Here is a 1,721-nt window from a genome sequence, read left to right as displayed (position 1 = left end):
AGCAGCCTCGGCTACCGCAGTCCCGCCGAATATGAGACCGCACTCGCAGCCTGACCACCACACCAATGGTGTCCGTCAAAGCGGAACAAGCTCACAAGGTCTTGCGCCAACCAGGCTCCGGCCCAGCCCCGACCTGGTCCTGCACCGCATGCATCAGGGATGCGGGACCGGTTCATGTCATGCCATTGATCGGCGCGGTAGTACCGAGGTCCCTCGCGACGTGCGCGACGGGCCAGCGGTGGCGCGGACTTCGTGGGACGGCGCGCGCAGAGTTCTTCGGAGTATCTGCGTGATGCTGGCACTGCCGGTGGTTGTCCTACACCCGGACCGTAACTCAGACATCAGAGGCCCTTCCAAACTCACAGCAGCTCAGGATTCCAACTTACGAAGTGCACAAGATTGACCCTTACAGCGCGTCCCTGGCCTTTGGAGAATGGGGGTCGTGAGCGAACGATCGCTCGCAAACACTGACCTGGGGGTACGGGGATTATGTGCAATGTCGGATTTTGGGCAAAGGTCTCATCCGTTCATCGCGCTCCGCAGGCCGCCGTCATTGCCAATGCCGGCGGCGGCCGGTCGGCCGGCTTTTCTCCAGCCACCGATGGCACCGCGACGGTCATTGCCGTTGGCGCTTTGACCAGCGACCACGGTTGGGACTGAAGCCGGCTCAACTAGCCCGCCGACGACACCTAACCAATCCAGCGGAGGAAAGCAAGATGACGATCAGTCCGACAATCGAGACCGAGGCCACCGAACCGGCAGTGCTCGCATCAGAGATCGAGCTGCGCAGCCGCATCACCGTAGAGCTCGTCGACCACACGGCCTCTGACATCGGAGTCGTACGCGCAGCACGAGTATCCACTGCGGGAGAGGAGGCTCACCGCGAGGAACGGGGCGAGGGATATATCGGAGGGCTCATCCGGTATTTAATGCGCAGCCGCCACGGGAGCCCCTTCGAGCACAATTCTTTGACGTTCCTGGTGCATGCACCGATTTTCGCGATCCGTCATATGATGCGCCATCGGATGTGGTCGTTCAATGAGGAGAGCGCGCGTTACAAGGAACTCAAGAACGTCTTCTATGTACCGGACCGCGACCGGGCACTGAAGCAGGTAGGGAGCCTGGCCACTACCAGTACGTGCCTGGCAGCGACCAGGACTACGCACTGGTCAGTGAGGCCACCAACGAGGCATATCGCGCTGCTTTTCGTGAATACCAGCGGATGCTCGATGCCGGAATCGCTCGTGAACTCGCCCGCATGGTGCTCCCGGTGGCCACGTACTCCACTGTGTACGCGTCCTGCAACGCTCGCTCGCTCATGGACTTCCTCGGGCTGCGTACGAACCGCGCTGACGCTGCGTACGTATCGCATCCGCAGCGCGAGATCGAGTTGGTGGCCGAGCAGATGGAGGCGGAATTTGCGCGGCTGATGCCGCTGGCCCACGAGGCCTTTGAGAAGTACGGGCGCGTTAGCCCCTGACTGCCGGAGGTCTATGCCATGCGCGTCACGGTTTACGCTGGATCCGCCCTGGGCAACCGGCCCGCCTACCAGGAGGCCGCGAGCGTCTTCGCCAAGGAGCTGGCCGCTGCCGGACACGAGATCGTCTACGGCGGGGGAGCTGCTGGCGGGCGTTACCCCTTGATCGTGGACACCCTGATCATTGGATCGTGAGGATCCGAAGAACAGGAGTTCCCGTTGGGGACGTCGAAGTACTCGCTTG

Annotated in this window: 1 protein-coding gene and 1 pseudogene; both read left to right on the top strand. The window is 62.2% G+C overall.

Features of this window, described 5'->3' with window-relative positions:
* Nucleotides 1-716: 716 nt before the first annotated feature.
* Nucleotides 717-1,480 (top strand): annotated as a pseudogene (gene thyX, locus ACWGJY_RS37495) (FAD-dependent thymidylate synthase).
* A gap of 18 nt (nt 1,481-1,498) precedes the next feature.
* Nucleotides 1,499-1,672 carry a hypothetical protein gene (locus ACWGJY_RS37490; RefSeq protein WP_453265369.1) on the top strand — a complete coding sequence of 58 codons (174 nt, stop codon included), beginning with the start codon at nt 1,499-1,501 and terminating at the stop codon, nt 1,670-1,672.
* Nucleotides 1,673-1,721 lie beyond the last annotated feature (49 nt).

This window comes from Streptomyces sp. NPDC054765 (assembly GCF_053612065.1).
The sequence above is the reverse complement of the archived record's forward strand: the minus strand, read 5'-3'. Positions and strand labels throughout refer to the sequence as shown.